The organism is Cellulomonas dongxiuzhuiae (assembly GCF_018623035.1).
Taxonomy (GTDB): domain Bacteria; phylum Actinomycetota; class Actinomycetes; order Actinomycetales; family Cellulomonadaceae; genus Cellulomonas; species Cellulomonas dongxiuzhuiae.
Genome location: NZ_CP076023.1, coordinates 2,246,499 through 2,272,586 on the forward strand (window position 1 = coordinate 2,246,499; position 26,088 = coordinate 2,272,586).

General features: G+C 73.6%; 26 protein-coding genes. 3 read left to right on the plus strand and 23 right to left on the minus strand.

Going from position 1 to position 26,088, the window contains the following annotated elements; genetic code table 11:
• Positions 1-151 precede the first annotated feature (151 nt).
• The 13 genes from lgt to KKR89_RS10080 form a co-directional block, all read right to left on the minus strand.
• Positions 152-1,030, minus strand: coding sequence for a prolipoprotein diacylglyceryl transferase (lgt, locus tag KKR89_RS10020; protein WP_243882220.1), 879 nt, complete (start codon positions 1,028-1,030; stop codon positions 152-154).
• On the minus strand, positions 1,027-1,863 hold the full coding sequence (gene trpA, locus KKR89_RS10025) for a tryptophan synthase subunit alpha (protein WP_208195219.1): 837 nt from the start codon (positions 1,861-1,863) through the stop codon (positions 1,027-1,029). The genes lgt and trpA overlap by 4 nt, the downstream gene beginning before the upstream one ends.
• Positions 1,860-3,137: a tryptophan synthase subunit beta gene (gene trpB, locus KKR89_RS10030; RefSeq protein ID WP_208195727.1), complete on the minus strand. Its 1,278-nt coding sequence runs from the start codon at positions 3,135-3,137 to the stop codon at positions 1,860-1,862. Before trpB ends, trpA begins: the two co-directional genes overlap by 4 nt.
• Before the next feature lie 38 nt (positions 3,138-3,175).
• Complete coding sequence (trpC, locus tag KKR89_RS10035; RefSeq protein ID WP_208195220.1) at positions 3,176-3,988, minus strand: indole-3-glycerol phosphate synthase TrpC; 813 nt, start codon at positions 3,986-3,988, stop codon at positions 3,176-3,178.
• 197 nt (positions 3,989-4,185) lie between these two features.
• Entirely contained in the window at positions 4,186-4,713 is a 528-nt protein-coding gene (locus KKR89_RS10040) for a DUF4190 domain-containing protein (RefSeq protein WP_208195221.1), read from the minus strand.
• Positions 4,714-4,759: 46 nt separating this feature from the next.
• On the minus strand, positions 4,760-5,194 hold the full coding sequence (locus tag KKR89_RS10045; RefSeq protein ID WP_208195222.1) for a DUF2752 domain-containing protein: 435 nt from the start codon (positions 5,192-5,194) through the stop codon (positions 4,760-4,762).
• Between the two features lie 20 nt (positions 5,195-5,214).
• Entirely contained in the window at positions 5,215-5,895 is a 681-nt protein-coding gene (locus tag KKR89_RS10050; protein WP_208195223.1) for a DUF4190 domain-containing protein, read from the minus strand.
• Positions 5,896-5,964: 69 nt separating this feature from the next.
• Positions 5,965-6,270, minus strand: coding sequence for an HGxxPAAW family protein (locus KKR89_RS10055; protein ID WP_208195224.1), 306 nt, complete (start codon positions 6,268-6,270; stop codon positions 5,965-5,967).
• 66 nt (positions 6,271-6,336) lie between these two features.
• A complete protein-coding gene (locus tag KKR89_RS10060) occupies positions 6,337-6,954 on the minus strand; it encodes a Trp biosynthesis-associated membrane protein (RefSeq protein WP_208195225.1) in 618 nt (205 codons plus the stop codon).
• Positions 6,951-8,528 (minus strand): anthranilate synthase component I, encoded by a 1,578-nt coding sequence (locus tag KKR89_RS10065; RefSeq protein WP_208195226.1) that lies wholly within the window; start codon positions 8,526-8,528, stop codon positions 6,951-6,953. Before KKR89_RS10065 ends, KKR89_RS10060 begins: the two co-directional genes overlap by 4 nt.
• On the minus strand, positions 8,525-8,983 hold the full coding sequence (gene hisI, locus KKR89_RS10070; protein WP_208195227.1) for a phosphoribosyl-AMP cyclohydrolase: 459 nt from the start codon (positions 8,981-8,983) through the stop codon (positions 8,525-8,527). Before hisI ends, KKR89_RS10065 begins: the two co-directional genes overlap by 4 nt.
• A gap of 76 nt (positions 8,984-9,059) precedes the next feature.
• The gene (locus KKR89_RS10075; protein ID WP_208195728.1) at positions 9,060-10,853 is read right to left on the minus strand and encodes an ABC transporter ATP-binding protein; all 1,794 of its coding nucleotides are present in this window, start codon (positions 10,851-10,853) and stop codon (positions 9,060-9,062) included.
• Between the two features lie 41 nt (positions 10,854-10,894).
• Positions 10,895-12,712, minus strand: coding sequence for an ABC transporter ATP-binding protein (locus KKR89_RS10080; protein ID WP_208195228.1), 1,818 nt, complete (start codon positions 12,710-12,712; stop codon positions 10,895-10,897).
• Positions 12,713-12,952: 240 nt separating this feature from the next.
• Here KKR89_RS10080 and KKR89_RS10085 point away from each other — a divergent pair, with 240 nt between their 5' ends.
• The gene (locus KKR89_RS10085; protein WP_208195229.1) at positions 12,953-13,585 is read left to right on the plus strand and encodes a TIGR03085 family metal-binding protein; all 633 of its coding nucleotides are present in this window, start codon (positions 12,953-12,955) and stop codon (positions 13,583-13,585) included.
• Between the two features lie 51 nt (positions 13,586-13,636).
• Here the strand turns inward: KKR89_RS10085 and hisF are convergent, their stop codons facing one another.
• The 9 genes from hisF to KKR89_RS10130 form a co-directional block, all read right to left on the minus strand.
• Positions 13,637-14,407 (minus strand): imidazole glycerol phosphate synthase subunit HisF, encoded by a 771-nt coding sequence (gene hisF, locus KKR89_RS10090; protein ID WP_208195230.1) that lies wholly within the window; start codon positions 14,405-14,407, stop codon positions 13,637-13,639.
• The gene (locus KKR89_RS10095; RefSeq protein WP_251140846.1) at positions 14,404-15,273 is read right to left on the minus strand and encodes an FKBP-type peptidyl-prolyl cis-trans isomerase; all 870 of its coding nucleotides are present in this window, start codon (positions 15,271-15,273) and stop codon (positions 14,404-14,406) included. The genes hisF and KKR89_RS10095 overlap by 4 nt, the downstream gene beginning before the upstream one ends.
• Positions 15,274-15,427: 154 nt before the next feature.
• Positions 15,428-16,789, minus strand: coding sequence for a Pup--protein ligase (pafA, locus tag KKR89_RS10100; RefSeq protein ID WP_208195232.1), 1,362 nt, complete (start codon positions 16,787-16,789; stop codon positions 15,428-15,430).
• A 38-nt stretch (positions 16,790-16,827) separates the two neighbouring features.
• Positions 16,828-17,562 carry a proteasome subunit alpha gene (prcA, locus tag KKR89_RS10105; RefSeq protein ID WP_208195233.1) on the minus strand — a complete coding sequence of 245 codons (735 nt, stop codon included), beginning with the start codon at positions 17,560-17,562 and terminating at the stop codon, positions 16,828-16,830.
• On the minus strand, positions 17,559-18,389 hold the full coding sequence (prcB, locus tag KKR89_RS10110) for a proteasome subunit beta (protein ID WP_208195234.1): 831 nt from the start codon (positions 18,387-18,389) through the stop codon (positions 17,559-17,561). The genes prcA and prcB overlap by 4 nt, the downstream gene beginning before the upstream one ends.
• Before the next feature lie 6 nt (positions 18,390-18,395).
• On the minus strand, positions 18,396-18,590 hold the full coding sequence (locus KKR89_RS10115) for a ubiquitin-like protein Pup (protein WP_208195235.1): 195 nt from the start codon (positions 18,588-18,590) through the stop codon (positions 18,396-18,398).
• A 99-nt stretch (positions 18,591-18,689) separates the two neighbouring features.
• Complete coding sequence (gene dop / locus KKR89_RS10120; protein ID WP_307802200.1) at positions 18,690-20,297, minus strand: depupylase/deamidase Dop; 1,608 nt, start codon at positions 20,295-20,297, stop codon at positions 18,690-18,692.
• A 90-nt stretch (positions 20,298-20,387) separates the two neighbouring features.
• A complete protein-coding gene (gene arc, locus KKR89_RS10125) occupies positions 20,388-22,022 on the minus strand; it encodes a proteasome ATPase (RefSeq protein WP_208195236.1) in 1,635 nt (544 codons plus the stop codon).
• Positions 22,023-22,212: 190 nt separating this feature from the next.
• A complete protein-coding gene (locus KKR89_RS10130) occupies positions 22,213-23,262 on the minus strand; it encodes a tRNA (adenine-N1)-methyltransferase (RefSeq protein WP_251140847.1) in 1,050 nt (349 codons plus the stop codon).
• A 307-nt stretch (positions 23,263-23,569) separates the two neighbouring features.
• On the opposite strand from KKR89_RS10130, the gene KKR89_RS10135 reads away from it, so the two are divergent.
• Positions 23,570-24,166 (plus strand): DUF6318 family protein, encoded by a 597-nt coding sequence (locus KKR89_RS10135; protein ID WP_208195237.1) that lies wholly within the window; start codon positions 23,570-23,572, stop codon positions 24,164-24,166.
• Entirely contained in the window at positions 24,163-25,038 is an 876-nt protein-coding gene (locus KKR89_RS10140) for a hypothetical protein (RefSeq protein WP_243882221.1), read from the plus strand. Before KKR89_RS10135 ends, KKR89_RS10140 begins: the two co-directional genes overlap by 4 nt.
• A gap of 68 nt (positions 25,039-25,106) precedes the next feature.
• Here the strand turns inward: KKR89_RS10140 and KKR89_RS18475 are convergent, their stop codons facing one another.
• Positions 25,107-26,078: a Fic family protein gene (locus KKR89_RS18475; RefSeq protein WP_307802201.1), complete on the minus strand. Its 972-nt coding sequence runs from the start codon at positions 26,076-26,078 to the stop codon at positions 25,107-25,109.
• Between the last annotated feature and the right edge of the window lie 10 nt (positions 26,079-26,088).

Below are 26,088 nucleotides of genomic sequence, written 5' to 3' on the forward strand. Positions count from 1 at the left end.
GCACCGTCCTCACAGTCCCCGGGAGGCCAGGGCGTCGAACGAACAAAGGGGGTACCGGGACGTCGTCGGCCCGAGGTGTGAGGCGACGATACCGCCCGCGCGACGGTCGCGATGACCGCGTCGGACGGCACAACGTCCGACGCACGCGGTGTCACCGGATGCGGTCGGGGGTGTTCGCCTCGTCGTCCTGCGTGGTGTGGGGTGTGAGCAGGACGGTCGTGTCACGTCCAGGGTGCTGACGTCCGACCACCACGAACGCTACCAGCGCGGCCAGGCCGACCACGATCGACGTCCAGACGTTGAGTCGCAGGCCGAGCACCGTCTCGGCGGGGTCGATCCGCAGCAGCTCGATCCACAGCCGGCCCGACGTGTAGAGCACGACGTACAGCCAGAAGAGCCGCCCGTGGCCCAGCTGCAGGCGTCGGTCCAGGTAGATCAGGAGCGCCGCCGCCGCGAAGTTCCACGCCAGCTCGTACAGGAACGTCGGGTGGAACAGCGTGCCGGGGTCGTAGCCCGCCGGCAGGTGCACGTCGTCGATGCGCAGACCCCACGGCAGCGTCGTCGGCCCGCCGAAGAGCTCCTGGTTGAACCAGTTGCCCAGCCGTCCGACGCCCTGCGCGACCAGCAGGCCCGGCGCCAGGGCGTCGGCGAAGACCCCCAGCCGCACACCGTGACGACGGCAGCCGATCCACGCGCCGACCGCACCGAGCGCGACGGCGCCCCAGATGCCCAGCCCGCCCTCCCAGATCGCGAACGCCTTCCACGGGTCCCCGTGTGGCCCGAAGTACGCGTCCGGCGAGCTGACCACGTGGTAGATCCGCCCACCGACGATCCCGAACGGGATCGCCCAGTACGCGATGTCGAGCACCGTCTCGGGATCCCCCCCGCGGTCCTTCCAGCGTCGCTGCGTCATGACGGTGGCGACGACGATCCCGAGCAGGATCGCGATCGCGTAGGCACGCAGCGGGAAGGGGCCCAGGTACCAGACGCCCTGCGACGGGCTCGGGATCGCGAAGGGCGCCGGCATCATCGCGGCGTCCGCACCGCCGAGCGCACGCCGGCGGCCAGACCGCGCACGACGCCCGCCAGCGCGTCGAGACCGGTGGCCTCGTCGGGCGCCTCCAGGAGCGGGCGCACGAGCGCGGACCCGACGATCACGCCGTCCGCGTACCCCGCGACCTGAGCCGCCTGCTCGGGACGGGACACGCCCAGGCCCACGCACACCCGGGACGCACCGGCGGCCCGCGTGTCGGCGACGAGCTGCTCGGCCCGTTCGCCGACCGTGGCGCGCTCCCCCGTGACGCCCATCGTCGACGCCGCGTACACGAAGCCGCGGCTCGCGGCGACGGTCGAGGCGAGCCGCTCGGGCGTCGAGCTCGGCGCGACCAGGAAGACCCGGTCCAGCCCGTGCGCGTCGGCCGCCGCGAGCCACTCGCCGCCCTCGTCCGGGATGAGGTCGGGCGTGATGAGGCCCGCACCGCCCGCGGCCGCGAGGTCCCGCGCGAACGCGTCGACGCCGTAGCGCAGCACGAGGTTCCAGTAGGTCATGACGAGGACGGGCGCACCCGCGTCGGCGACCTGCTCCGCGACCAGCAGCGTGTCGCGCACCCGGGTGCCGTGGGCGAGCGCGTGGTTCGCTGCGGCCTGGATCACCGGTCCGTCCATGACGGGGTCGGTGTAGGGCACGCCGAGCTCGACGATGTCGACGCCCGCCTCGACCATGGTCCGCACGGCGCGCGCCGAGCCGGGCACGGACGGGAAGCCGACCGGCAGGTAGCCGATGAGCGCGGCGCGGGGCTCGGGCCCGGAGGCCAGCGTGTCGAGCTTCTCCCCCGTCGCGGACCTCACGTCCGTCACGCTCACAGCTGCTCCCCCTCGTCGGCCTTCAGCACGGGCTCGGGCTCGATCAGGCCGAACCACGCGGCCGCCGTCGCCACGTCCTTGTCGCCGCGTCCGGACAGGTTGACCAGGATGACGGGAGCCCGCCCGTCCTGCGCCCACGTCGCGGCCTCCTGGCCGAGCTGGATCGCGCCGGCGAGCGCGTGCGCGGACTCGATGGCCGGGATGATGCCCTCGGTGCGGCACAGCAGGCGGAACGCCTCCATCGCCTCGTCGTCGGTGACGGGCCGGTACTGCGCGCGGCCCGTGTCGTGCAGCCAGGCGTGCTCGGGACCGACGCTCGGGTAGTCCAGGCCGGCCGACACCGAGTGGCTCGGCAGCGTCTGCCCGTCCTCGTCCTGCAGCAGGTAGCTCCGCGCACCGTGCAGCACGCCGGGCGCGCCGCCCGAGAAGCGCGCGGAGTGACGGCCGGACGCGATGCCCTCGCCACCCGCCTCGAACCCGAAGAGCCGGACCTGCGGGTCGTCGAGGAAGGCGTTGAAGATGCCCATCGCGTTGGACCCGCCGCCGACGCACGCCACGACCGCGTCGGGCAGCGCGCCGGTCTCGACGAGGATCTGCGCCCGCGCCTCGTCGCCGATGATCTTGTGGAAGTCGCGCACCATCTCCGGGAACGGGTGCGGGCCGGTCACCGTGCCGAGCATGTAGTGCGTCGACTCGACGTTGGCGACCCAGTCCCGCAGCGCCTCGTTGATGGCGTCCTTGAGCGTGCGCGAGCCGATGGTCACCGGCACGACCGTGGCGCCGAGCAGCTCCATGCGGGCGACGTTCAGCGCCTGGCGCTGGGTGTCCTCCTCGCCCATGTACACCGTGCACTCGAGGTCGAGCAGCGCCGCGGCGGTCGCGGTCGCGACACCGTGCTGCCCCGCACCCGTCTCCGCGATCACCCGCCGCTTGCCCATGCGCTTGACCAGCAGTGCCTGTCCCAGCACGTTGTTGATCTTGTGCGACCCCGTGTGGTTGAGGTCCTCGCGCTTGAGGAACACGCGCACACCGTCACCCACGTGCCGGGCGAACCGGGGCACCTCGGTGAGGGGGCTCGGCCGGCCGGTGTAGGTGCGGTGCAGGCGCTCGAGCTCGTCGGAGAACGCGGGGTCGGCCAGGGCCTTGCGATAGTGCGCCTCGAGCTCGTCGAGCGCGGCGATGAGCGCCTCGGGGACGAAGCGGCCGCCGAAGTCACCGAAGTACGGCCCCTCGTGGCTCCCGAGCGGCCCGCCGCCGAGCAGGACGTCCCGCATGCTCCGCGTGACCTGGCCGCGCCCGGTCTCCCGTGCGCTCACTGCCGCACCGCCCGCAGCGAGGGGTGCGCTCCGGCGGCCACGAGGTCGGCGACCGACTGCCGCGGGGCGTCGTCCGTGACGAGGGCCTCGCCGACCAGGACGGTGTCCGCCCCGGCGCGCGCGTAGTCCATGACGTCGTGCGGTCCGCGGACACCCGACTCGGCGACCTTGACGACGTCCGAGGGGATCGCGGGTGCGACGCGCGAGAACGTGGTCCGGTCGACCTCGAGCGAGCGCAGGTCACGCGCGTTGACGCCGATGACGCGCGCCCCTGCGTCGACGGCGCGGGCCACCTCCTCGGTGTCGTGGACCTCGACGAGCGCGGTCATCCCCAGGGAGTGCACGCGCTCGACGAGGGACTCGAGGACGGTCTGCTCGAGCGCCGCCACGATGAGCAGGACCAGGTCGGCGCCGTGCGCGCGCGCCTCCCACACCTGGTAGGGCGAGACCACGAAGTCCTTGCGCAGCACAGGCACGTCGACCCGGGCCCGGACCGCGTCCAGGTCGTCCAGCGAGCCGTTGAACCGCCGCTGCTCGGTCAGCACCGAGATGGCCACCGCACCACCCTTCTCGTACTCGGCAGCCAGGGCCGCCGGGTCCGAGATCGAGGCGAGCGCGCCCTTGCTCGGGCTGGAGCGCTTCACCTCCGCGATCACGGTCACGGCGTCCGCCACCTTGAGCCGTGCCACGCACTGCAGCGCCGACTCCCGGCGCGCGGCGCGCTCCTTGAGCACCCCGAGAGGCGTCGCTGCCTCCCGCGCGGCAAGGTCTTCCCTGACCCCCGCGACGATGTCGTCCAGCACGGTCATCGACGGATCATCCCCTCTGGCCGGTTCGTACGGCACACCTCCCGCTCACTGCCCGGGGACGTCGCCGACGAGCCATGGTAGACGCGCCGCACGCCGCGTCCGTCCACCCTCCCGAGGCGTGGACCGCGACCACCGGCCCGCGGCGTCACCTGCGTCGTGGTCCGGCTCCTGGTCCACGGGTGGTCCGGCGGCGGGACCTAGCCTCCCGTGCCGAAGAACGGGACGGCGATCCCCATGAGGACCAGCGGCAGGATCGTCAGGAACGCCACGGCGAGCAGGGCCAGCACGCCCAGACCCGTTGCGACCCACCCGAGCACGATGCCCGCGGTCGCCATCCCGTCGTTGTCCGCCTCACCGGCCGCGACGGCGCGACGGGCGTTGTTGCCCACGATCACGGCGGGCACGCCGGTGAGGAAGAGGCACCCCATGATGCCCAGCAGGCCGAGGACGAGCGACCAGACGGCGAGGTCGTTGCGCGGCAGGTACCGCCCGGGCGCCCCGGGGACGGGGTAGGGGTAGCCCTGCGGCAGGGGGGCACCGGGCGGCGGTGCGTCGAACGGCGTCGGCGCGGCTGGCGGCGCGGCCGGCGGTGCGGGGGGCCCGGGCGGCGGAGTGGCGGGACCGGGCGGCGTGGACGAGGCCGCGGGGGTCCCCGCCGGGTGCCGCGCGTAGGCCCCCTCCTGGCCGTAGACGGGTCCCTGCTGCGGTTCGGGAGATGGGCTCATCGGTGCCTCCTGGCGGTTCGGTTCGAAGGGCGCGTCGCGCCCGGGGTCAGGGCAGCGGCGCGGGACCGAGGTACGGCGCGAGCGCGGGGACGTTGCGCAGCACCCCGAACGCGACGACCGCGACGAGCAGGGCCCACGGCACCCACGACGGCACGGTGACGGGCGGTCCGCCACGCAGCCGCCGCACGGCCCAGGTGCCCCAGAGGAGGACGAGCAGCGGGGCGATCAGCGTCCACAGGGGGTTGGCCGACCAGGCGCCCGCCAGGTCACCGGTCAGGAGGTCGTGGGTCGCGCGCAGGCCACCGCACCCCGGGCAGGACACCCCCAGGAAGAGCAGCGAGGGGCAGTACCCGTAGCTCAAGGGCGCGTAGGGCGTGCGCGCGACGAGCAGGGCCGCACCCGCCACGGCCGCGCCCCCGACCGCGAACGGCACCGCCCCCCGTCGCCACGCGGGCGACGGAGGTGCGGTGCCGGTGCTCACCGGGGCTCCCGGTGCGGGGATCACGGCGCCATCTGCTGCTGGCGCTCCATCTCCTCCTGGAGGTACTCCATGAAGCCGTCCCAGCCGCCGTACTCGTTGACGAGCACGCCATAGCTGATGAGGAAGTACAGCCCGGCGAGGATGCCCAGGACGCTCAGGATGATGCCGGTGAGCGCGAGGCCGCCGTTGCTGGCCTCGCCGCGCGCCGCAGCGCCGCGGCCCTTGATGCCGAGCCAGATGCCGATGGCACCGGGGACGATGCCGACGACGAAGCAGCACAGGACGATCGACAGGATGCCCAGGACCAGCGACCACACACCGAGCGAGTTGCGCGCGGTCGACTGCGGTGCGCCGTACCCGGCAGCGCCGTAGCCGCCGGCCTCCTGGCCGTACGCGGGCGGCTGACCCTGGCCGTACGCGGGCGGCTGACCCTGGCCGTACGCGGGCGGCTGACCCTGCCCGTACGCGGGCGGCTGACCCTGCCCGTACGCGGGCGGCTGGCCGTAGGGGGCCGCCGGCGGGGTCTGGCCGTAGGCCGGCCCGGGTGCCGGGGGCACGTCGGGAGCGGTGCCCGCCGGGTACGGCGGGACCTCTCCCGCGGCCGGGGGCACGGACGGGGCCGACGCCGGGTCGGGCGTTCCCGACCCCGCGTCCGGCTCGTCGGGGCGGTACGGGTCTCGTGGGTCGTTGGGGGTCGACATGCAGCACTCCCTGCGTCAGTGGTGGCCGGCCGCGCCGGCCCGGTCCGGACCGGAGGGTCCCGGTACGGGTCAGTGGCCGCCGCGTCGCTGCGCGCGGGCGAGCGTCGCCGCTCCACCCTGCCCGTGGCCCAGCAGCTGCAGGACCTTGCCCAGGACCAGGGCGACGACGATGACGCCCATGCCGACCCAGAAGAGCCAGGCGTACGTCAGGGCCACGCCCAGCGCGGCCACCACGCCTCCGAGGACGACTCCCCACGTCGTCGTCCACGCGGCGACGGTGCGCCCGTGGTTCGTCGGCGCCGTCGTCGGCGGGAGGTGCATCGTCTCGGTGCGGGTCGGGTTCTGGGATCGGTGGGCCAGCGAGTGATCGGCCATCAGAAGTACGTCCTTCGTGCTCGGTTTGCCTCACCCTATCCGAGACCGGACGTGCCGACGCGCTGGTCAGGACGGGTCGTCGCCCCGGCTCAGCGCGTCCCAGTCCGAGCGCTCGTCGGCCGGCCCCGCCGGAGCCGGACCGCTCCCCGTGGCACCGGGACGCTCGTGGCGTCGCGAGCCCTGGCGCCAGGCACCGCGGGCGCGCGCCAGCGCGGCGGCGAGGAGCACGACGAGCACACCCACGACGACCGCGGCGACCGGAGCCGGCGTCGTCGTCGTCCGCGCGGCACCGGCGGCCACGCCCGTGGCCTGCGCCACCGCGCCCGTCACGGCGCCGCTCGGGTCGGCGAGCACCGCGACCCCGGCCGCCACCACGAGCACCCCGGCACCGGCCACGACGATCGCCACCACCCAGCGACCTGCCCGTCCCACGAGTGCGGCCGCCCCGGCCGCCGCGAGCAGGACGAGCGCCGCGGCCGAGGCCTGCGGCGCGACCTGCGAACCCGCCACGGCCACGCGGACCTGGTCCTCCAGGGCGCTGCTGCCCTCCGCGACGACCCACGTGGGCAGCGCCACGAGACCCACCAGGGCCGCGGCGAGCAGGAGCAGGAGCACCCAGCGCCCGCGGCGCGCGGGCCCGTCCGTCACCGCCGCCCGGGAGCCGGCCGTCGACGCACCCGTCACGGCACGTCGCGACGCAGGCGCGACGCGAGCTGGATCGCCCGCACGACCGCCGCCGCCTTGTTGCGCGACTCCTCGTACTCGAGCGCGGGCACGGAGTCGGCCACGATGCCGCCGCCGGCCTGGACGCTCGCACGGCCGTCCCGGATGACCGCGGTGCGGATCGCGATGGCCATGTCCATGTCGCCGGCGAAGTCGAAGTACCCCACGGTGCCGCCGTACACGCCGCGGCGGGCCGGCTCCAGCTCGTCGATCAGCTCGATCGCGCGGGGCTTGGGCGCACCGGAGAGGGTGCCGGCGGGGAACGTCGCCACGAGGGTCTGCAGCGCCGTGGAGCCCGCGCGCAGCCGTCCGACGACCGTCGAGCAGATGTGCATGATGTGCGAGAACCGGCGCACGGCCATGAACTCGACCACCTCGACGCTCGTCGGCTCGCACACCTTGACCATGTCGTTGCGGGACAGGTCGACGAGCATGATGTGCTCCGCACGCTCCTTCGGGTCCGCGAGGACCTCGTCGGCCAGCGCGCGGTCCTGCTCCGGCGTGGCGCCGCGCGGCCGCGAGCCCGCGATCGGGAACGTCGTGACGTGGCCGTTGCTGACCTTCACCAGGGTCTCGGGGCTCGACCCGACGACCGAGAAGTCCCGGCCGTCCGCGTCCTGCAGCGCGAGCAGGTACATGTACGGACTCGGGTTGACGGTGCGCAGCACGCGGTAGACGTCCAGGGGGTCCGCCGGGCAGTCCAGGTCCAGGCGGAGCGACAGCACCACCTGGAACACGTCGCCGTCGCGGATCGCCTCCTGCCCCCGCCGCACCTGCGCCTCGAACTCGTCGCGCGTGCTGCGGAACTCCAGCTCCGGCACCACCGCGTCCGGGTCGATGACGGCGGGCGCGGGCGACGGGGGCCGGCGCAGCGCGGCCTGCATCTCGTCGAGCCGGCGCAGCGCGTCGGCGTAGGCGTCGTCGACCCGCTCGTCGGTCGCGTCGAAGTTGATGGCGTTGGCGACGAGCCACACCGACCCGTCGACGTGGTCGACGGCCGCCAGGTCGGAGGCGAGGAGCATCGTCACCTCGGGGATCCCCAGCTCCTCCGGCGCGAGCGCGCGCAGCGTCGGCTCCCAGTGGTGGACGACGTCCCATCCGAGCACGCCCACGAGGCCGCCCGTGAGGGGCGGCAGGCCCTCGATGCGCGGCGTGTGGAGCACCTCGAGCGTGCGACCCAGGACCTCGAGCACGTCCCCCTCGGTCGGCACGCCCACGGGCACGTCGCCGGACCACACGGCCCGTCCGTCCCGCACCGACAGGCACGCGCGCGCCGTCACGCCGACGAACGACCAGCGGCCCCAGGTGCCGTCCGACTCGGCGGACTCGAGCACAAACGTCCCGGGCCGCCCCGCCGCGAGCGTGCGGTACAGGCCCACGGGCGTCACGTCGTCGGCGAGGAGCCGCCGCACGACGGGCACGACGCGCCGGTCCGCGGCCAGCTCACGGAAGTCCTCGCGCGTCGGCCAGGTCGCCCCCCACGGCAGGTCCGTGGCGGTCGCGCGCGGCGCGGCGGAGACGGACGGCTGGGTCACGGCAGAGCTCCTCGGGAGGTCGGGGCGTCGCCGACCGCGGACGGGTCGGAGGCTGCGGGGACGGCGACCGGCAGGGGGCCGCCGGCCTCGAAGCACGTGCGGGTGCCGGTGTGGCAGGCCGCGCCGACCTGGTCCACGGTGACGAGCAGCGCGTCACCGTCGCAGTCGATCGCGACCGAGCGCACGTGCTGGACGTGCCCGGACGTGTCGCCCTTGCGCCAGTACTCCTGGCGCGACCGGCTCCAGAACGTCACGCGGCCCGTCGTCAGGGTGCGGTGCAGGGCCTCGTCGTCCATCCAGCCGAGCATGAGCACGTCCCGCGTGTCGTGCTGCTGCACGACAGCGGCGACGAGCCCGGCGTCGTCGCGACGCAGGCGTGCGGCCACGGCGGGGTCGAGGGCGCTACGCGCCTGACGGCCGTCGGCGGTGGTGGTGGAGGGCTCGGTCTGCGGCACCCGACGATCCTGCCACGCGCGAGGGCGCACGGGGCCACCCCGCCGCCGCGGTGGGACCCCTCGCGCGTGCGTCCCGTCAGCGGGTCTGGGAGACCCAGGCGGCGTGCATCGCCGCGTAGTGGTCGCCGCGCGCCACCAGGTCGGCGTGGGTGCCGACCTCGACGACGCGACCGGCGTGCACGACGACGACGAGGTCCGCGGCCTCCGCCGTGGACAGCCGGTGCGCGATGGTGAGCGTCGTGCGGCCGCGCGCGAGCTCCCGCAGCGCGCGGGCGATCCGCACCTCCGCGACGGGGTCCACGGCCGACGTCGCCTCGTCGAGCAGCAGCAGGTCACCGTCCGCGAGACGGGCACGCGCGAGCGCGATGAGCTGCCGCTCCCCCGCCGACAGCAGCTCACCACGCTGGCCCACCGGGGTGGCCATGCCCGCCGGCAGCTCGGCGACCCAGGTGTCGAGCCCGAGCTCGGCGACGACCCGCTCGACCCGCGCCACGGCGTCCGGCGTCAGGCCACCCGTGGGCGCCTCGTCGCGCAGCCCGTACGCGACGTTCTCGGTGAGCGTCCCGTCGAACAGGAAGCCCTCCTGCGGGACCAGCACGACACGACGACGCAGGTCGGCCGACGCGATGCGGCGCAGGTCGACGCCGTCGAGGAGCACGGCCCCGGTCGTGGGGTCCATGAACCGCGCGACGAGCTTGGCCATCGTCGTCTTGCCGGAGCCGGTCGCCCCCACGACGGCCACGGACGTGCCGGCGGCGACGTGCAGGTCGACGTCCCGGAGCACCGGCGGACCGTCCGGGTAGGCGTAGCCGACGTCCGCGAACGTGAGGGACGCGGGGCCCCGCGGACTGGCGACGGCGTCGTCCCCGGGCTCGGCCACGTCGACGGGTGTCTCGAGGACCCCGAGGACCCGCCGCCACCCGGAGATGGCGTTCTGCAGCTCGTTGAGGATCTCGGTGGCCATCTGCACCGGACCCGTGAACAGCTGGACGAGGAAGAGGAACGCCAGGACGCGCCCGACCGTCAGGTCACCGGCGACCCCGAGCCACGTGCCGGCCACCACGACGACCGCCAGCACGAGGTTGGCCACCAGCACGCCGGACGAGAAGACGACGGCCACGAGCGTCTGGGCCCGCACCATCGCCCGGCGGGTCGCGGTCACCGCGGCGTCGATCCGACGCTGCGTCCGGGCCGACACGCCGTACGCGCGGATCGTCTCGGCCCCGACGACGGCCTCGGACACGGCACCCAGCATCGCCCCGTACCGCTCCCGGACCGCCGCGTAGCGCCGGTTCACACCCTTCTGCATCCGCGGCAGCACCACCATCAGCGGCAGGAAGCAGGCCCACACGAGCAGCGTGAGCTGCCACGAGTAGACCGCCATGAGCGTGGTCGCCACGAAGATCTGCAGCACCGAGACGAGCAGCATGATGCCGCCCCACTGCACGAACATCGAGATCGTGTCGACGTCCGACGTCACGCGGGACACCAGCGAGCCGCGCCGCTCGCTGTTCTGCGTGAGGACCGACAGGTCGTGGACGTGGCGGAACGCACGCGTGCGCAGGGTCAGCAGCCCCGCCTCGCTCGAGCGGAAGAGCCGCACGTTGACGACCGCGGAGCACGCCGCTCCCACCGCGAGGCCGAGGGCCGCGACGCCGACGAGCGCCGCGGCCCGGGACACGTCGACGCCGCCGGGCGCGAGGATCGCCGTGTCGACGGTCTGCTGGACCGTGATCGGCACCAGCACGCGGGCCGTCGCCGCGACCAACGCGAGCGCGAGCGTGACGGTCAGCCCGTCGAGCAGCTCGGGTGAGACCTGGGCCGCGCGGCGCAGCGTCGCGAACACGCCGAGCGTGCTCGCCGGCGCCATCCGGCTGTCCGCGGCGCCCTCCTGCCCTGCGTCGGTGGTGCTCACCTGTGCCCTCCCCCGGTCGCCACGTCCTGGTCCCACACCTCGGCCGCCTCCTCGTCCGCCTTCTCCCGCACGCGCCGCAGCGACTCACGCTCGTACGCCGTGGCGAGCTCCCGGTAGCCCGGGTCGCGCGCGAGGAGGTCGGCGTGCGTGCCGCGGTCGACCACGCGCCCGGCCTCGACGTGCACCACCTCGTCCGCGAGCAGCACCGACGCCATGCGGTACGCGACGAGCAGGACGGTGGGGCCGCTCGCGTCGTCGTCCGCACGCAGGCCCGTGAGGATGTCGCGCTCGACGCCCGGGTCCACCGCGGACGTCGCGTCGTCGAGCACCAGCACGCGCGGGTGCCGGACGAGCGCACGCGCCAGCGCGAGCCGCTGGCGCTGCCCGCCCGACAGGTTCGCGCCGCGCTCGCCGAGCGGTGCGTCGAGCCCGCCGGGCAGCGCCCGCACCACGTCGTCGACGCGTGCGGCGGCGAGCGCCGCCCACACCTCCTCGTCGCCGGGTGCCGCGGGGTCGTCGGGATCGGCGAGCGTCACGTTGCCGCGCACGGTGTCCTCGAACACGAACGTCGACTGGCTGACGTAGCCGACCTGCGCCGCGAGGTCGGCGGGCCGCAGCTCGCGCACGTCGGTGCCGTCGAGCTCGACGACGCCGGCCGACGGGTCGACCAGGCGCGGCACCAGGCCGACGAGCGTCGACTTGCCAGCGCCGGTCGGGCCGACGACCGCGAGCGTCCGTCCCGCCTCGACGCGCAGGTCGACACCGTGCAGCAGCTCGACCTCGCCGTCGGCGGTCGGCACCCGCAGGTCGACGCCGCGCATCTCGAGCGTCGCCCCGGGGGACGTCGCGACCCAGGGGGTCGTGCCGTCGGTGGGGACGCCGGGGGCGTCCAGGACGCGCGAGATCCGGTCGTGGCCGACCAGACCGCGCGGCAGCTCGCCGAGCACCCAGCCGAAGGCGCGGACCGGGACGGCGAGCAGCGTGAGGAGGTAGGCGGCCGCGACGACGTCGCCGGTGCCGATCGCGCCGGCCGCGACCCGCTGGACGCCGACCAGCAGCACGAGCAGCGTGCCGAGGTTGGGCAGCAGGTCGATGACCGGGTCGAAGACCGCGCGCACGACCCCGACCCGGATGTTCGCGTCGCGCAGCGCGCGTGCCCGGTCGGCGAACCTGGCGTCCTCGCGGTCCTCCGTCCCGAGCGACTTCACCAGCGCGGCGGCCTCGAAGCTCTCGTGGGCCACGTCGGCCACCTCGGCGCGCAGCTGCTGCGCGCGGGTGATGGCCGGGGTCATGCGGCGCTGGAAGACGAGGTTCGCGACCACGGCGAGCGGCAGCACCACGAGGGCGGCGACGGCCAGCCACACGTCGGTGCGCAGCAGCGCCGCCGTGGCGACCGCGATCATCACGACCACGCCGAGCGCGAAGGGCAGCGGGTTGAACACGCCCGTCGCCGCCTCGACGTCCGACCCCGCGTTGGAGAGCAGCTGCCCCGTGGGGTGGCGTCGGTGCCACGACATCGGCAGCCGCAGGTACTGCCGTGTGACCAGGCGACGGTGGTCCGCCTGGATGTCGGCGACCCCGATCCCGGCGAAGACCCGTCGGGCCGCGACGGTCCCCGCGAGCGCGAGCGCGACGATCGCGACGACGAGCCCGGCGAGCCAGATCCGGCCCTGGGCCTCCTCGGACCCGGCCAGCGCGGGCACCACCACCCGGTCGGTCACGCCGCCGAGCACCCGGCTCACCGCCACGGTCAGCGCACCGAACAGCGCCGAGGTGCCGACGGCGGCGGCGTACGTCCGCGGGTGGGCCCGCATGCCGCGCCAGACCAGCCCCACCGACCTGCGGGCGGTCGAACCGCGGAGCGCCGACCCTGCTGCCGACGCATCGGGACGCGAGGGGTCGGCGGGGGTCCGGGGGCGCGCGGGCACGGCGGTCACACTCCTGACGGGAAGGGGATGCGCGATCCTCTCACGCACCTGTGACAGCGCCCGGCGGGGGGCCGGGCGGGTGGCGCGGTGCGCGACGGCACCCGTCGCGTGGCACGATCACGTGCCATGACCTGGCACGAGACCGAGCGCGACTGGCTCGCCGAGGCGCTGCGCGCCGCGGACCCGCACGACCCCACCCTGTGCGAGGGCTGGCAGGCCCGGCACCTGGCGGCCCACCTGGTGATCCGGGAGCGCCCCGGGCAGGCCGCCGCGGCGGTGCGCGGCGGTCTCGCCGCCGCCACGGAGCGCCTCGCGGCGACCGCGTCCGACGCCGCCGGCTACGCCGCGCTCGTCGACCGGTTCGCGGTGCAGCCCCGACGGTGGAGCCCGCTCGCGTGGGCGGGGGACGCGGTCAACGCCACGGAGTACTTCGTGCACACCGAGGACGTGCGCCGGGGCGCCGGGGATCGCGCGCCGCGCGAGCTGCCCGAGGGCCTCGTGGAGGTCCTGTGGTCGCAGCTGGTGCGCATGGCACCGCTGCGCCTGCGCGGGCTCGGCCCGGGCGTCGTGCTCGTGCGGGACGACGACGTCCGCTCGGCGGTGCACGCGCCGCGCTCCGGCCGCGGGACGGTCGTGCTGCGCGGTGCGGTGGGCGAGCTCGTGCTCGCGGTGTCGGGCCGGCTGCAGGCGGCGGACGTGCGGCTCGACGGTGCCGACGAGGACGTGGCCGTGGTGCGGGACCTGCTCACCGGCCCCTGACCGGGGCGCCCCGCGCCCTGCACGGGGTCGGGGCAGGAGCTGCCGGCGGCGTCAGCGGACGACGACGCCTGCGGCCCTCAGCGCGTCCTTGACCTGCCCGATCGTCAGCGTGCCGAAGTGGAAGACGCTCGCGGCGAGCACGGCGTCGGCCCCGGCGCGCGCGGCCTCCACGAAGTGCTCGACGGTGCCCGCGCCGCCCGAGGCGATGAGGGGGACGCTCACGCGCGCCCGCACGTCGGTGATCATCCGCAGGTCGAAGCCCGCGGTGGTGCCGTCGGCGTCCATCGAGTTGAGCAGCACCTCGCCGACGCCCAGCTCGACCGCGCGGTGCGCCCACTCGACGGCGTCCACGCCCGTGCCCCGGCGACCGCCGTGGGTGGTCACCTCGTACCCCGACGGCGTGCGCGTCTCGCCCCTGGTCCGGCGGGCGTCCACCGACAGCACGAGCACCTGCGAGCCGAACCGGTCGGCGATCTCGGTGATGAGCTCGGGTCGCGCGATGGCCGCGGTGTTGACGCCGACCTTGTCGGCGCCGGCGCGCAGCAGCCGGTCCACGTCGTGCGGCGACCGGACACCCCCGCCCACGGTCAGAGGGACGAACACCTCGCCGGCGGTGCGGCGCACGACGTCGTACGTGGTCTCGCGGTCGGACGACGACGCCGAGACGTCGAGGAACGTCAGCTCGTCCGCACCCTCCGCGTCGTACCGGCGCGCGAGCTCGACGGGGTCGCCGGCGTCACGCAGGTTCTCGAAGTTCACGCCCTTGACGACGCGTCCGGCGTCGACGTCCAGGCAGGGGATGACACGCAGGGCGAGGCTCACGGGGCACCCTGCGCAGGGCTTCCCGTGGCCAGGATGTCGATCACGAAGACCACCGTCTTTCCGGCCAGCTCCTCGCCGTCGGTGACGCCGAGAGGGTACGAGGGGGGGACGACGAGCATCACGCGGCTGCCGGCGGGCTGGTCGACCAGCCCCTCGGCCCAGGACGGCACGTCGGAGAGCAGGAAGGAGACGGGCAGCCCGCGCTGCCACGTCGAGTCGAACAGGGCGCCGTCGTCCCAGGCGAACCCGGCGTACTGCACCGTGATGACGTCGCCCTCGGCGACCTGCGGACCGGTGCCGCGCACCAGAGGCTCGACCGCCAGGCGGTCCGGCGGCGGTGCACCCGTGGGCGTCAGCGTCAGCGAGCCGTCGTTGGCCTCGGTCACCACGGGCAGGGTCGGGTCCGGCGTGACCGGCTCGCCGACCGCACGCGTCGGGAGCACGTCGAGCACGGTGACCGTCGGGTAGTCGGCTCCGGAGCCGCCGGGGGCGACCTGCAGCAGACGGGCGCCGACCTGCTGGCCGCGCAGCGTCTCGTACAGGTCGGTGCCGAGATCCTCGACCGTGAGCAGCCGCGGCGTGGGGCTCGTGGAGTAGCTCTCCTTGACGAGGCTCGCGTCCCGCGCGTTCTCCAGCCAGAAGTCGATGAGCACCGGGGCGCCGTCGACGAGCTCCGCGCCCGTGCCCGGCCAGATCGTCTCCCGGTACGTCTCGTCCACGGTCAACGGCGTCAGGTACGTGACGGTCGGGGCCTCACCCGCACCGCCCGTCACCGTGACCTCGGGCTCGACGGTCGTCGTCGCGGTGCACGCGGCGAGCACCAGCCCGACGAGGACCACCACCGCCACCCGGCGAGCAACCGCCACCCACCGCACGTCCGTGCCTCCCGCGAGATCGGTCCTCCATGACGTCGCCACCGGGCCGGAAGGACCGACCCGCGCGCGACGGGGCCTCACTGTACGGCCCCGTCGGCTCACCGCGCCGCGACGTCCGACCGTCCCGGCCGCGGCCGCACCGCGGTCACATCGACTCGATGAGCCGGTCCACCCGCTCGTCGACGCTGCGGAACGGGTCCTTGCACAGCACCGTGCGCTGCGCCTGGTCGTTCAGCTTCAGGTGCACCCAGTCCACGGTGTAGTCGCGCCGCGCGTCCTGCGCCGCCCGGACGAAGTCGCCGCGCAGCTTCGCGCGCGTCGTCTGCGGCGGGACGGCGGTCGCCTCGAAGACGTCGAGGTCGGTGGTGACGCGCTCGACCAGGCCGCGCGCCGCGAGCAGGTTGTACAGGCCCTCCGTGCGGGAGATGTCGTGGTACGCGAGGTCGAGCCGCTGCACGCGGACGTCGGACAGCTCGAGGTCGTGCTTGGCCCGGTAGCGCTCGATCATCTGGTACTTGATGACCCAGTCGAGCTCCCGCTCGACGAGCGTCAGGTCGCCCGTGCGCAGCGCCCGCAGCCCCCGCTCCCACAGCTCGAGCAGGTGCTTGGTCTCCGGTGACGGCCCGACCTCGGCGGTGACGAAGTCGCTGACCCGCGACAGGTACTCCTCCTGCAGGTCGATCGCCGTCACCGTGCGACCCGACGCGAGCGTGACCGGCTGCTTGCCCGTCATGTCGTGGCTGATCTCGCGGATCGCCCGGATCGGGTTCTCCAGCGACATGTCCCGCATCGTCACGCCGGCCTCGATGAGGCGCAGCAGCAGGTCCGTGGAGCCGACCTTGAGCATCGTCGTCGTCTCCGACATCGACGAGTCACCCACGATGACGTGCAGGCGGCGGTAGTGCTCGGCGTCCGCGTGCGGCTCGTCGCGGGTGTTGATGATGGGCCGCGAGCGCGTCGTCGCGCTCGAGACGGCCTCCCAGATGTGGTCGGCGCGCTGCGACAGGCAGTACACGGCGCCGCGCGGCGTGGCCAGCACCTTGCCGGCACCCGTGAGGATCTGGCGGGTGATGAGGAACGGCACCAGGACGTCCGACAGGCGCGCGAAGTCCCCCTGGCGGCGCACGAGGTAGTTCTCGTGGCAGCCGTAGGAGTTGCCCGCGGAGTCGGTGTTGTTCTTGAACAGGTGGATGCGCCCGGGCAGCCCCTCGTGCTCGAGCCGCTGCTGCGCGTCGGCCACGAGCCCTTCGAGGATGCGCTCACCCGCACGGTCGTGCGTGACGAGCTGGCGCCAGTCGTCGCACTCGGCTGTGGCGTACTCGGGGTGCGATCCGACGTCGAGGTACAGCCGCGAGCCGTTGCGCAGGAACACGTTCGACGACCGGCCCCACGCCACCACCTTGCGGAACAGGTAGCGCGCGACCTCGTCCGCGGACAGGCCGCGGCCGTCCTGCGCCGCGCACGTGACCCCGTACTCGGTCTCCAGACCGAAGATGCGCCTGTCCATGCGTCACTCCCCGTCGCTCGTCCGCCGGCGCCGTCCCGTCAGGGTGCCGGCGGCCCGTCCCCGCCCGCCGGGGCCTGCGCCCCGCCGAGCACGTCCTCCAGCAGCGCGCCCGTCAGCCGCCGGAAGGCGCGCCGCGGGCGGGTGCGGTCCAGGACCGCGACCTCGAGCTGCGCCGCACCCAGCACCCGCGGCTCACCGTCGTCGGCGGCGGAGCCCAGCACCTGCACCGCGAGCCCCAGCGCCTGAGCGAGCGTCATGCCCGGGCGCCACCCGGCGCCCAGCAGACCGGCCAGACGCTCCGCCTGGCCCCCCATCACGACCCACCCGTGCTCGTCCGCCACGGAGCCGTCGTACGACAGCCGGTAGATCTGGTCACCGGCGGGCTCGCGGCCGACCTCGACCACGACCAGCTCGACCTCGAGCGGCTTGGACTCCGTGGTGAACACCGTGCCAAGGGTCTGCGCGTAGGCGTTCGCCAGACCGCGCGCCGTCACGTCGACGCGGTCGTAGGAGTACCCGCGCAAGTCGGCGTACCGCACGCCCGCGACCCGCAGGTTCTCGAACTCGTTGTACTTGCCGACCGCGGCGAACGCGATGCGGTCGTAGATCTCGGAGATCTTGTGCAGCGCACGCGACGGGTTCTCGGTCGCGAACGCGATGCCGTCGTCGTACTGCAGCACCACGACGGAGCGCCCGCGGGAGATGCCCTTGCGCGCGTAGTCCGCCCGGTCCTTCATGAGCTGCTCGGGCGAGACGTAGAACGGCATGCTCATCGCGGCCCTCCCTCGCGTCGTGCGCTGCGCCGGCCGTTCTCGACGGTCTCGACCGCGGCGGCGAGGTCGTCGTCCGACACCCGCAGGTACCCGGCCTCCGTCACGGTCGCCACCACGGGCCAGATGCGGCGCGCCCGGTCGGGGCCACCGGTCGCGGAGTCGTCGTCGGCTGCGTCGACGAGCGCCTCGACGGCGACCCGCACGGCGGTCGACGCGTCCAGCCCGGGCCGCCAGCGCTTCTTGAGGGAGCCACGGGCGAACACGGATCCGGAGCCGACGGCGTGGTGCTCGTGCTCCTCGTAGCGTCCGCCCGTCACGTCGTAGGAGAAGAGGCGCCCGACGCCGTGGTCCAGGTCGTACCCGGCGAACAGGGGCACGACCGCGAGGCCCTGCATCGCCATGGCGAGGTTGCCCCGGATCATCGTCGCGAGCCGGTTGGCCTTGCCGTCGAGGGACAGCAGACTGCCCTCGATCTTCTCGTAGTGCTCGAGCTCGAGCTGGAAGAGGCGGACCAGCTCGATCGCCAGCCCCGCGGTGCCCGCGATGCCGACGGCCGAGAACTCGTCCGCCGGGAACACCTTCTCGATGTGCCGGCTCGCGATCATCGAGCCCATCGTGGCGCGCCGGTCGCCCGCCATGACGACGCCGCCGTCGAACGCGAGCGCGACGATCGTCGTCCCGTGCGGCGCCTGCACCTCGCCGGGCGGCACGGGGCGACGCCCGGGCAGCAGGTCAGGGGCGTACCCCGCGAGGAAGTCGACGAAGGAGGCGGAACCGGGTGTGGTGAAGGCGTGCGGGAGCCGGCCGGACGAGTCGTGCAGGGTCATCGGCGCTCACTGACCGCCCTTCTGGACGAACCCGCGCACGAACTGCTCGGCGTTCTGCTCGAGGACGTCGTCGATCTCCTCGAGCAGCGCGTCGACCTCCGCGTCGCGGGTCTGCGCGCTCGCCGCCGCGGGCGGCGGCGTGACCGGCTCGTCCGCCGGCTCGTCGTCCTGACGGTGCCTGACGTGATCCTGACCAGCCATGGTGACCTCCGTCCTGGGGGTCACGTCCCACGTACCCCGCGTGCCCACCCTAGGCCCAAGACCGCTCGGACGGGGGTGCGGGGACGAGCGCGGCGTCGGTCAACCGCCCAGCGCCGCCAGCAGCGCGCGGGCGTCCGGGCTGCGGTCGAGCAGCTCGCCGACGTGCGCCCGGGTGCCGCGCAGCGGATCGCGCATCGGCACGCGCTGCAGCGTCTGGGCGCCGGGCACGTCGAACACCACGGAGTCCCAGCTCGCGGCGGAGATCTGGCCGCCGTAGCGCGCGACGGCCTCCCCGCGGAAGTACGCGCGCGTGTCCTGCGGCGGGTGCCGGACGGCGTCCTCGACCTGCTCGGGCGTCACGAGCAGCTCCACGGCACCGGCCGCGACGAGCCGGTGGTACAGCCCCCGCTCGGGGCGCACGTCGGACCACTGCAGGTCGACGGCCGCGAGGCGCGGGTGATCCCACGCGAGCTGGTCGCGCCGCCGCATGCCGTCCAGCAGGCGCAGCTTGGCGAGCCACTCGACCTCACGGGCGCACGACGCCGGCTCCTCGCCCAGGCGGTGCAGCAGGGACTCCCAGCGGTCCAGGACGTCGCGCGTCTGGTCGTCGGGCACCTCCCCGGCCGCGTCCAGCGCGCTGCGCACCGCCGCCAGGTACTCGGCCTGGACCTGCAGCGCCGTCAGCCGTCGACCGTCGGCCAGCTCGAGGCGCTCGGTGAGGGACAGGTCGTGGCTCACGCGGTGCACGGCCTGCACGGGGTCCCGCAGGGCGAGGCGGTCGACGCTCCGGGCGATCCCGCGGGCCGCGCCGCCGGCCTGCGCCTGCTCCACCAGCCACAGCACGAGCGACGTCGTGCCGAGCCGCAGGTAGGTCGAGACCTCGAGCATCGTGGCGTCGCCGATGATGACGTGCAGGCGCCGCCAGCGGGCCGGGTCGGCGTGGGGCTCGTCGCGCGTGTTGACGATGGGTCGGCGCAGCGTCGTCTCCAGGCCGACCTCCGCCTCGATGTAGTCGGCACGCTGCGAGAGCTGGAAGCCCGGGTGCTCGGCGCGCTGACCCAGGCCGACGCGGCCGGCACCGGTGAAGACCTGGCGGGTCACGAGGAACGGCGTGAGCCGCGCGGCGAGGTCGCCGAACGGCACCGCGCGGTCGACGAGGTAGTTCTCGTGGGTGCCGTACGTGGCGCCCTTGCCGTCGACGTTGTTCTTGTAGAGGTTCACGTCCGGCAGGGCCGGGTTGGCGGCCAGCCGCCGCACCGACTCGAGCATGACGAGCTCGCCCGCGCGATCCCACCGCACCGCGTCGAGCGGCGTCGTGACCTCGGGCGACGAGTACTCGGGGTGCGCGTGGTCGACGTACAGGCGCGCGCCGTTGGTGAGGATGACGTTGGCCGCGCCGGGGTCCTCGTACTCCTCCACCGCCGAGCGCGGCATCTCCTGGGGCCCGTTGCCCGGGGGCGCGGCGACGGTCGGCGAGTCCGTGAGCATCGACGGGTGCGCGGCCGCACGGTCCAGGTGGAAGCCCCGGGCGTCGTGCAGCGGGTCCTCGTCGTCGTAGTCCCAGCGCGCCCGCACCCGTCCCGCCTCGCGCGCCGCGCCGTGCACCGCCACGACGTGGCTCGACAGGAGCATCGGGTTGGCCAGCGGACGCCCCGGCTGCAGGACGCCGTACTCCGTCTCGATCCCCATCACGCGCCGCACGGTCACGGCGCCCACACTAGGTGCCGCGCTGCGGACCGGCGCCCCGTGCCCAGGGGTCAGGACGCGGGACGCCGGTGCCCGCTCACGCGCGGTCCGTCACAGGTACTGGCCGGTGCTGGTGACGTTCTCGATGGTCCGGGACGCGTCGACGCCCTTCTTGCCCTGCACGATCGTGCGGATGAACACGATGCGCTCGCCCTTCTTGCCCGAGATCCGCGCCCAGTCGTCGGGGTTCGTCGTGTTCGGCAGGTCCTCGTTCTCCTTGAACTCGTCGACGCAGGCCGCGAGCAGGTGGTCGACGCGGATGCCCCGCTGACCGGTGGACAGCAGGTCCTTGATCGCCGACTTCTTGGCGCGGTCGACGACGTTCTGGATCATGGCGCCGGAGTTGAAGTCCTTGAAGAACAGGACCTCCTTGTCGCCGCTGGCGTACGTCACCTCGAGGAAGCGGTTCTCGTCGGCCTCCGAGTACATGCGCTCGACGACGCGGGCGATCATGGCCTCGACCGCCGCGGCCGTGGACCCGCCGTGCTCGGCGACGTCGTCACCGTGGATCGGCAGGTCGGCCGTGAGGTACTTGGCGAAGATCTCCCGCGCGCCCTCGGCGTCGGGCCGCTCGATCTTGATCTTCACGTCCAGGCGTCCCGGCCGCAGGATCGCGGGGTCGATCATGTCCTCGCGGTTCGACGCCCCGATGACGATGACGTTGTCGAGCCGCTCGACGCCGTCGATCTCCGAGAGCAGCTGCGGCACGATCGTCGTCTCGACGTCGCTGGACACGCCCGTCCCACGGGTGCGGAAGAGCGACTCCATCTCGTCGAAGAACACGACGACCGGGTGCCCCTGCGACGCCTTCTCGCGGGCCCGGGCGAAGATCAGCCGGATGTGCCGCTCGGTCTCCCCGACGTACTTGTTGAGCAGCTCGGGGCCCTTGACGTTGAGGAAGAACGAGCGCGCGTCGGATGCGTCGTCGCCGCGTGCGGCCGCGGCCGTCGCGGCGAGCGAGTGCGCGACCGCCTTGGCGATGAGCGTCTTGCCGCACCCGGGCGGCCCGTACAGCAGCACGCCCTTGGGGGGCTTGAGCCCGTGCTCGCGGAACAGCTCGGGGTGCAGGAAGGGCAGCTCCACCGCGTCCCGGATGGCCTCGATCTGCGGTCCGAGGCCACCGATGTCGGTGTAGTCGATGTCCGGGACCTCCTCGAGGACCAGCTCCTCGACCTCCGCCCGCGGGATCACCTCGAAGACGAAGCCGCTGCGCGGGTCGATCGTCAGGGCGTCGCCGACGCGCACGCGGCCGTCGGCGACCTGGCCGGCGAACCGGACGACGCGCTCCTCGTCCCCGCGCCCGACGACGAGCGCCCGGCCCTCGCCGAGCATCTCCTTGACCGTGACGATCTCACCGACCTGCTCGTAGCCGCCCGCCTCGACGACCGTGAGCGCCTCGTTGAGCATGACCTCCTGGCCGGGGCGCAGGTGCTGGACGTCGAGCGACGGGCTCGCCCCCACGTGCATCTTGCGTCCGGCCGACACGATGTCCACCGACCCGTCCTCACGCGCCCCGAGGAACGTCGCGTAGGTGCCCGGCGGCTTGGCCAGGTCGTCCACCTGGCGCTTGAGCTCGAGGATCTGCTCGCGCGCCGCGACGAGGGCCTCGCTGAGCCGTTCGTTCTTCGCGGCGAGCACCGTGAGCTCGCGTTGCACGTCTCGTCCAGGGGCAGCGGGTTCGGTCATGGTGGTCGGCCTCCGTTCCGCGTCGCGATGGACCCGTCCTGCGGCCCATCGTGCACGTCGCTGTGCCTGCTGGTCCGACGACCCTAACCGTCCGTGTCAACAGGCCGCGCGGCCCGCGCCGCATGTCGTCCGGGCGTCCCGCACCGTGGACGCCCGGACGGCCACGGTGCGGCGGCGGGCACCGGCGGGGTCACTCCCCCGTCGCGGGCCCCTGCGGGCCGAGGTCCTCGGGCGCGACGTGCAGCTCGCGGCGGGCACGGCGGATCTTCTTGGCCGACGTCTCGCGCTCGCCCATCGCCTCGGGCGACCACAGCTCGGTGTCCGTGGCCGGCGTGCCGTCCTCGGCGACCGGGTAGGAGCCCTTGGCCGGGCGCCGCTTGCGGTGCGGCGGCTCGACGCCGTCCGCCAGGCGCCGGGTCGTCAGGAGGAAGCCGGTGTGCCCGATCATGCGGTGCTGCGGGCGGACCGCCAGGCCCTCGAGGTGCCACCCGCGGACCATGGACTCCCACGCCTCGGGCTCGGTGTAGCGGCCGTCGCTGCGCACGTCCTCGGCGAGCCGCGAGAGCTGCGTGGTCGTCGCGACGTAGCAGACCAGCACGCCACCGGGCGCGAGGGCGGCGGCCACCGCGTCGAGGTTCTCCCACGGCGCGAGCATGTCGAGCACGACGCGGTCCACGGACCCCGGCTCGGCGGCGTTCGGGAGCACGTCGGCGAGGTCCCCGAGGCGCAGGTCCCACGCGGGGTGCGCACCGCCGAAGAACGACTCGACGTTGCCGCGCGCGATCGCGGCGAAGTCCTCGCGCCGCTCGACGGAGACCAGACGGCCGCGGTCACCCACGGCGCGCAGCAGGGACAGCGTCAGACCGCCCGAGCCGACCCCGGCCTCCACCACGGTCGCCCCGGGGAACACGTCACCCATCGTGACGATCTGGCCCGCGTCCTTGGGGTACACCACGGCGGCGCCGCGCGGCATCGACAGGACGTGGTCCGCCAGCAGGGGCCGCAGCGCCAGGTACTCGATGCCGGTGGTGTTCTGCACCACCACACCCTCGGAGGCCCCGATGAGCTCGCTGTGCCGCAGGTAGCCGCGGTGCGTGTGGAAGCTGCCGTCGGGCTGCAGCGTGATCGTGTGCAGGCGTCCCCGCGGGTCGGTGAGCTGCACCCGCTCACCGGTACGGAAGGGTCCGCGCCGCTGGGCGGCCCCGGTCGGTGCGGGCACGGCGGCGTCGTGGGTGGTCACGGGCGCCGAGTCTAGGTGTTGTGGTTCATGAGGACCGACCCGCATCAGCCACGCCGGGTACTCCGTCAGTTCGAGCATCTCTCGGTGCGGCGGCGCGGGCGGGTCCTTCTCGGGAGGCACGGTGCGCTCAGCGCGGTCACCCGTCGCCCAGCCGGAGGGTTTGCCGTCGAGCTCCGTGATCGGGAGGGACTGGAGGTCGGACGACGGGCGGCGACGCAGCCGGCTGACCGCGCCGTCACGCGCGCAGCTGTCCACAGATGCGAGACGACCGGCCGACCGAACCGCTGCGAACCAGTACCTTCCGGACATGCGCATGCTTGAACCGATCGCCGTCGCCGCGGTCGCGGTCGGGTTGCTGGTCTCGGGGTGCACGACCGACACCGCGCCCGCTGACACCAGCACGGAAGAGTCGACAGCGATGGAGACGGCGACACCGAGCCCGTCGCCCACACCCTCGCCGACGCTGGACGTCACCGTGCCACCGAAGCGACCCGAGGCGATGGCGACACCGAGTGCCGACGGCGCGGCGGCGGCGGCGAGCTACTTCATCTCGCTGTACGTCTACATGTACGCAACAGGCGACACGAGCACATGGCGCCAGATGTCGGCGCCCACCTGTGCGTTCTGCCTCGACGCGGCCGCTGACGCCGAGGCGGTCGCGGCCTCGGGACGACGCGGCGGTACGCCGGTCGAGATCAAGTCAGCAGAGGGCCTCGAACTAAAACCCGGAGAATGGTTCACGGCGCGCCTTCGCGTGATCCAACCGCCCACCATCGAAGTCGACACCTCGGGCAACGAGACGCAGACGAGCGATGGCGGGACGTACGACTTCGACTTCGCGATGACATGGAACGGCGACTGGACCATTGATTCCATCGGAGTCGAACCGGTAGTCAGCGAATGAGGAAGACTGTCGTCACCCTGGTTGTCACGACGGTGCTACTTATCTGCTCATGCAGCGGCGCCTGGGCAGGAGAGGGCTTCGACGGTCGCGCTACCAACGACCATGTTCGTCTTTCCGCCGACCGCTCAGAGCAGCTTGCTCGGGAGAACCGCGCCATCCCGCCAGAACTACAGCTCTTCCGTTACGAACGAGCACCGTTGTGCCGCGAAGCCGCCGGGCTGTGGACTCGCGGCTCGGCGGACGGCACCTGTCCCGAGCTCGCCAACCTCGCCGGGGTGATCCAGCAGTGCGAGGACGGCGACAGCATGGTCCTACCGATGTGGCGCCAGACCCGCGCCACACCCGCGGCGGCATGGGGCCCCTGGGAGCAGATCGATGCCGGGGGCTGCGGGGTCGACCTGCTGCCCGTCCTGACCGAGGCCGACTTCCGGCTGCTCCCCCTGCCAACCCCGGCTCTGACTCTCCAACCGGACCGCGGCTGGGTCCTGGTCAACATCGAGACCATCGTCTCCACCGACCCCACTCCCGTGACCCTGCGCACCGAGCTCCTCGGAATCGGCGTCACCGTGGAGGCCACCCCCACCCGCTGGACCTACGACTTCGGCGACGGCCACACCCTGAGCACCCGATCACCGGGCCACCCCTACCCCCACCACGACGTCTTCCACGAGTACGAGACCCCCGGCACCACCACCATCACCCTGAACGCCGAATGGACCGGCCGCTACCAGATCGACGGCTCACCCATCTGGCGCGACATCAACGGCACCGCCAACACCACCACCACCTCCCCACCCTTCACCGTCGAAGAACGCACCAGCCGCCTCGTCGCCGACCTGTGCACCGACAGACCCACACCGCCTGACTGCTGAGAGCACGCTGGCAAGCGACTTCATCGCACCTGACCCCTGTGCAGGGACGCTGGTGAGGACGCCACGCTTCAGCCGCGCGCTGCGGACCTGTACTTCGACGCGATGTACTCATCGACCCACGCTCGACTGCTGCGCCACTGCCCGTTCTCGGCACGCTGCGCCTTGAGCCGGCCCCGTTGCGCAGCGTTGCGCAGGGCGAGGTGGCTGACCTCGGGTGTCGCGAGTGATGCGAGCGGGACCAGGCGCTCGGGTCCTGCCAGGGCAGGCACCACGAAGCGCAGGATGTTGTCCAGCACCGCACGGGCGATCTGCTCGGCGAGCGGCCCGTGGTTGCCCGCGTCCGCCTGACGCAGTGCGCGCAGGTAGCGCTCGCGCTCTCTCTTCTGGATGATCGCCGGCGCATACCCCAAGCGGCACAGGATCAGGTTCATCAGCAGCCGCCCGGTCCGCCCGTTCCCGTCGATGAACGGGTGGACCTGCTCGAAAGCTGCATGGATGGCAGCGATCGCCTCCATCGGGTGCGCGGCCGATGCGCGCACCGCCTCGACGCTGTCGAGCCAGTCCCTCAGGCGCGGCTCGACGAGAGCATGCGACGGTGGCTTCATCCCACCGGGGAACGAGTGGATGTCATGCCGGCGAAAGTTGCCGGGCCCCTCGTGAGGTCCGGCATCCGGGTGCGGTGCGACGTCCCACACCGGTGTCATCGCCATGCGGTGCACGTACCGCACCTCGGTGATCGTCAGCAGCTCACCGTCGCCGAGAAGGTCCGGCACGACCGCCTGGCTGTACACCCACCGCGCGGCGTCTGCGTAGCCCTTGACCTCCATGTACTCGGCGAGCTGCCGGTCACCGACCGCGCGTCCTTCGTGAAGGAGCTGTTGGACCTCACGCAGCACCAACGTGTTGCCCTCGATGGCCGTCGAGTTGTGCGCGTCGTGCACCCACAGCTCGTCCCAGATGGCGCGGGCCTCCGCGGGCGAAGGCAGACCCCCGAGCTGGTCCCGGACCTCCGAGATCGCCTCGTCGAGGGAGCGATACACGGCTTGGCGA

Excerpts from the sequence above, each read along its gene's own strand:
- KKR89_RS10140 (WP_243882221.1), top strand. The coding sequence starts at position 24,163 with ATGAGGAAGACTGTCGTCACCCTGGTTGTCACGACGGTGCTACTTATC.
- KKR89_RS10080 (WP_208195228.1), bottom strand. The coding sequence starts at position 12,712 with ATGCGGGCCCACCCGCGGACGTACGCCGCCGCCGTCGGCACCTCGGCG.
- KKR89_RS10055 (WP_208195224.1), bottom strand. The coding sequence starts at position 6,270 with ATGGCCGATCACTCGCTGGCCCACCGATCCCAGAACCCGACCCGCACC.
- KKR89_RS10040 (WP_208195221.1), bottom strand. The coding sequence starts at position 4,713 with ATGAGCCCATCTCCCGAACCGCAGCAGGGACCCGTCTACGGCCAGGAG.
- pafA (WP_208195232.1), bottom strand. The coding sequence starts at position 16,789 with ATGGACAGGCGCATCTTCGGTCTGGAGACCGAGTACGGGGTCACGTGC.
- trpB (WP_208195727.1), bottom strand. The coding sequence starts at position 3,137 with ATGCGGGACGTCCTGCTCGGCGGCGGGCCGCTCGGGAGCCACGAGGGG.
- KKR89_RS10135 (WP_208195237.1), top strand. The coding sequence starts at position 23,570 with ATGCGCATGCTTGAACCGATCGCCGTCGCCGCGGTCGCGGTCGGGTTG.
- prcA (WP_208195233.1), bottom strand. The coding sequence starts at position 17,562 with ATGAGCATGCCGTTCTACGTCTCGCCCGAGCAGCTCATGAAGGACCGG.
- KKR89_RS10075 (WP_208195728.1), bottom strand. The coding sequence starts at position 10,853 with ATGGCGCCGGCGAGCACGCTCGGCGTGTTCGCGACGCTGCGCCGCGCG.
- trpC (WP_208195220.1), bottom strand. The coding sequence starts at position 3,988 with ATGACCGTGCTGGACGACATCGTCGCGGGGGTCAGGGAAGACCTTGCC.
- KKR89_RS10115 (WP_208195235.1), bottom strand. The coding sequence starts at position 18,590 with ATGGCTGGTCAGGATCACGTCAGGCACCGTCAGGACGACGAGCCGGCG.
- lgt (WP_243882220.1), bottom strand. The coding sequence starts at position 1,030 with ATGATGCCGGCGCCCTTCGCGATCCCGAGCCCGTCGCAGGGCGTCTGG.
- KKR89_RS10050 (WP_208195223.1), bottom strand. The coding sequence starts at position 5,895 with ATGTCGACCCCCAACGACCCACGAGACCCGTACCGCCCCGACGAGCCG.
- prcB (WP_208195234.1), bottom strand. The coding sequence starts at position 18,389 with ATGACCCTGCACGACTCGTCCGGCCGGCTCCCGCACGCCTTCACCACA.
- arc (WP_208195236.1), bottom strand. The coding sequence starts at position 22,022 with ATGACCGAACCCGCTGCCCCTGGACGAGACGTGCAACGCGAGCTCACG.
- KKR89_RS10085 (WP_208195229.1), top strand. The coding sequence starts at position 12,953 with ATGACCTGGCACGAGACCGAGCGCGACTGGCTCGCCGAGGCGCTGCGC.